This is a genomic window from Streptomyces hazeniae (assembly GCF_031845485.1).
Taxonomy (GTDB): domain Bacteria; phylum Actinomycetota; class Actinomycetes; order Streptomycetales; family Streptomycetaceae; genus Streptomyces; species Streptomyces hazeniae.
The window spans coordinates 1-4290 of the sequence record NZ_JAVREQ010000052.1; the positions used below are offsets into that span (position 1 = coordinate 1).

Annotated in this window: 1 protein-coding gene; it reads left to right on the top strand. The window is 73.0% G+C overall.

The window, feature by feature from the left end; translation table 11 throughout:
• Nucleotides 1-4290, top strand: a 4290-nt coding sequence (locus RM572_RS28440; protein WP_311676254.1) for an amino acid adenylation domain-containing protein, incomplete at both ends; no start/stop codon positions are given.

Here is a 4290-nt window from a genome sequence, read left to right on the forward strand (position 1 = left end):
CCACCACCGGCCGGCCACCCCGCACCCCCCGCGAAGAGATCCTCTGCACCCTCTTCGCCGACGTCCTCGGCCTCGACACCGTCGGCGCCGACGACAACTTCTTCCACCTCGGCGGACACAGCCTGCTCGCCGCCCGGCTCATCAGCCGCATCCGCGCGACGCTCGGCGTCGAGGCCGGCATCCGTGACCTCTTCGGTGCTCCGACCGTCGAGGGCCTGGCCGGCCGGTTGTCGGATACGCAGGAGGCCCGGACTCCGTTGCTGCCGGCCTGTCGTCCCGAACGCATTCCGCTGTCGCACGCGCAGCAGCGGCTGTGGTTCCTGGACGCGACCGAGGACGGCGACGCCGCCTACCAGGTGCCGTGGACCGTTCACCTGCGCGGGCCGCTCGACGCGGACCGCTTGCGGCGTGCGGCGAAGGACGTCGTGGCCCGTCACGAGGTGCTGCGGACCGTCTTCCCCGCCCCCGACGGCGAACCCCACCAGCACATCCTGCCGGCGGACGACTTCGACCTGTCGTGGTCCGTCGTGGACTGCGCCGAGGATGAGGTCGCCGCAGCCGTGGAGGCGGAGTCCGCCCGGCTGTTCGACCTCGAGAGGGACGTCCCGCTCCGGGCACACCTGCTGCGGGTGTCCGCGCAGGAGCACGTGCTGCTGCTGGTGATGCACCACATCGTGAGCGACGGCTGGTCGATGCCCGTGCTGCTCCGCGACCTGAGTGCCGCCTACAGCGCCCGCAGCGACGGCGAGGAACCCGGGTGGGACGAACTGCCCGTCCAGTACGCCGACTACACCCTCTGGCAGCGCGAACTCCTCGGCGACCCCCACGACCCCGCCGGCCTTCTCGCCACCCAGCTCGACCACTGGCGCCACACCCTCGCCGGCCTCCCGGACCGGATAGAGCTGCCGGCGGACCGGACGGCCACCGCGGAGGCGGACCGGACCGGAGGACTGCACCGGTTCCAGCTGGACGCCACCACCCACGCCCGCGTGGTGGAACTGGCACGGGAGACCGGCACCACCGTCTTCATGGTCCTCCACGCCGCCCTCGCCGCCACCCTCACCCGCCTCGGCGCCGGCACCGACATCCCCCTCGGCACCCCCGTCGCCGGACGCACCGACCAAGCCCTCGACGACCTGGTGGGCTTCTTCGTCAACACCCTCGTCCTGCGCACCGACACCAGCGGCAACCCCACCTTCCGCACCCTCCTGAACCGCGTACGCAACACCGACCTCACCGCCTACGCCCACCAGGACCTCCCCTTCGAAACCCTCGTCGAAGACCTCAACCCCCACCGCACCCTCACCCACCACCCCCTCTTCCAGACCATGCTCGTCCTCCAGAACAACGCCACCACCGACATCGACCTGCCAGGGCTGGACGCCGACTCCGCACCCGTGCCCGTCTCCACCGCGAAGTTCGACCTGTCCTTCCTGCTCACCGAGACCCGTGGCGAGGACGGTTCGCCGGGCGGGGTCGACGGAGTACTGGAGTACGCCACCGCGCTGTTCGACGCGGAGACCGTGGACCGCACGGCTCAGCGGTTCGTCCGCCTTCTCACGCAGGTGGTCGCCGACCCGGATCTGCGGGTGGGGTCCGTCGCCGTCCTGGAGGAGGCGGAGCACCGCGCGCTGCTGTCCGAGGCCGCGGGGGCGGCGACCCCGTACCCCGCGGACCGCTGCCTGCACGAGCTGTTCGAGGAGCGGGCGGCCGCAGCCCCGGACGCGCCGGCGCTGTTCTTCGAAGACCGCACGGTGACCTTCGGGGACCTGGACGCGTCCGCGAACCGGCTCGCCCGGCTGCTTCTCCGGCGAGGGGTGCGGCGCGGCGACCGCGTCGGGGTGCTGCTGCCGAGAGGCCCGGAGTTCGTCACTGCACTCCTGGCCGCTCTCAAGGCCGGCGCCGCCTACGTGCCGCTCGACCCGGAGCACCCGACCGAGCGCACCCGCACCGTGCTGTCGGAGGCCGGTGTCCGTGCCGTCGTCTCCGACGAGGCGCTGAGCACACGCATTCCCGAGGGCCCGGACGTGGTCCGCGTCGACCGGGACGTGGAGGCGCTGCGCGCGGAGGACGACCGGACGCCCGCCGTGACGGTCTCGGCCGACGACATGGCGTGCGTGCTCTACACCTCGGGGTCGACGGGCCGGCCCAAGGGTGTGGCGACACCCCACCGGGCGACGGTGCGCACCTTCTTCGGGCAGGACTACGTGGCCTTCGGCCCGGGCGAGGTGTCCCTGCAGTGCGCCCCGGTGTCGTGGGACGGACTCACCCTCGAACTGTGGCCGTCGCTGCTGCACGGCGGGGCGTGCGTGCTCGCACCGGGACAGACGCCGGAACCGCTGTCGATCGCTGACCTCGTGCGGAGGCACGCGGTCACCACGATGTGGCTGTCCGCCGGGCTGTTCGCGGTGATGGCGGACGACCACCCGGAGGTCTTCGACACGCTGCGCCAGGTGATGACCGGCGGCGAGGCCCCCTCGGTCGCCCATGTCCACGCGGTGCGGCGCAGGCATACCGGGCTGCGGCTGGTGCACGGCTACGGGCCGGTGGAGAGCATGGTGTTCGCCACCACGCACCCGGTGTCGCCCGCCGACGCCGATCGGGCGGTGCTGCCCATCGGACGGCCCCTCGCCAACACCCAGGTCCACCTGCTCGACGAGGCCGGGGCACCCGTGCCGCACGGCGTGGTGGGCGAACTGTACGTGGCGGGTGACGGCCTGGCGCACGGCTATCTCCGGCGCCCCGCGGCGACCGCGGAGCGGTTCGTCGCCTGCCCGTTCGGACCGCCCGGGGCACGGATGTACCGCACCGGGGACCTCGCACGGCGCAGGACCGACGGCGGGCTCGAGTTCGTCGGCCGGGCGGACGACCAGGTCAAGATCCGCGGCTTCCGGGTCGAGCTCGGCGAGGTGGAAGCCACCGTGACGGCTCACCCGGACGTCGAGAAGGCGCTCGTGACCGTACGGGAGGACCGGGCCGGCCAGCGTCACCTCGTCGCCTACCTGGTGGGGTCGGCCGATGTCGCGGAACTGCACGCCCACGCGCGGGCGAAACTTCCGGACTCCGTGGTGCCGTCGGTGTTCGTTCCGCTGGAGGCGCTGCCGCTGACCCCGAACGGCAAGGTGGACCGTCGCGCCCTGCCGGAGCCCGAGTTCCGCGGGAGTGCTCCGTACCGGGCACCTCGGACCGCGCACCAGGAGATTCTCTGCGGCGTGTTCGCCGAGCTGCTCGGCCGGGACGTCGTGGGCGTCGACGACGACTTCTTCCGGATCGGGGGCCACTCGCTGCTGGCCGCACGCCTGTCGGCGCGGGTCCGGGGCGTCCTCGGTGTGGAGCTGTCGATCCGCGACGTGTTCCGTTGCCCCACGGTGGCGGGTCTCACCGGACTGATCGGGTCGGCGGAGGCCGCCCGGCCGGCGTTGCAGTCCGTCGAACGGCCGACGACGCTGCCGGCGTCACCCGCTCAGCGACGTCTGTGGTTCCTCGACCTCACCCGGATCACCGGCTCCGCCTATCACGTGGCGCACACGTTGCGGCTGGCGGGAGACCTGGACCGGGTGGCGCTCGCGGCGGCCCTGACCGACCTGGTGGGCCGTCACGAAGCGCTGCGCACGGTGTTCTCCGAGGAGGACGGGCGCGTGCACCAGCACGTGCTGCCTGCTCCCGACGCGGTGGAGCTCCCCTTCGGCACGCCGGACGCCGAGGACGTGGACAGGGCGGTCCGTACGGAGGCGGCGCGTCCGTTCGATCTGTCGTCGGAGGTTCCGTTCCGTGCCCGGCTGTTCTCGACCGGCGAGGACGAGCACGTGCTGCTCCTGGTGCTGCACCACATCGCCGGTGACGGATGGTCCGTCGGCCCTCTCCTGCGCGACCTGGGCGCCGCCTACACCGCCCGCCGCGAGGGCCGGTCACCGGACTGGGACGCGCTCCCCGTCCAGTACGCCGACTACACGCTGTGGCAGCACGAACTCCTCGGCGACCCCGACAACCCCGGCAGCCTTCTCGCCACCCAGCTCGACCACTGGCGCGACACCCTCGCCGGCCTCCCGGAAGAGCTCACCCTGCCCACCGACCGGCCACGCCCCGCACACCCCACCGGCCACGGCGCCGACGCCCCTCTCACCCTCGACGCCGCCACCCACGCCCGCGTGGTGGAACTGGCACGGGAGACCGGCACCACCGTCTTCATGGTCCTCCACGCCGCCCTCGCCGCCACCCTCACCCGCCTCGGCGCCGGCACCGACATCCCCCTCGGCACCCCCGTCGCCGGACGCACCGACCAAGCCCTCG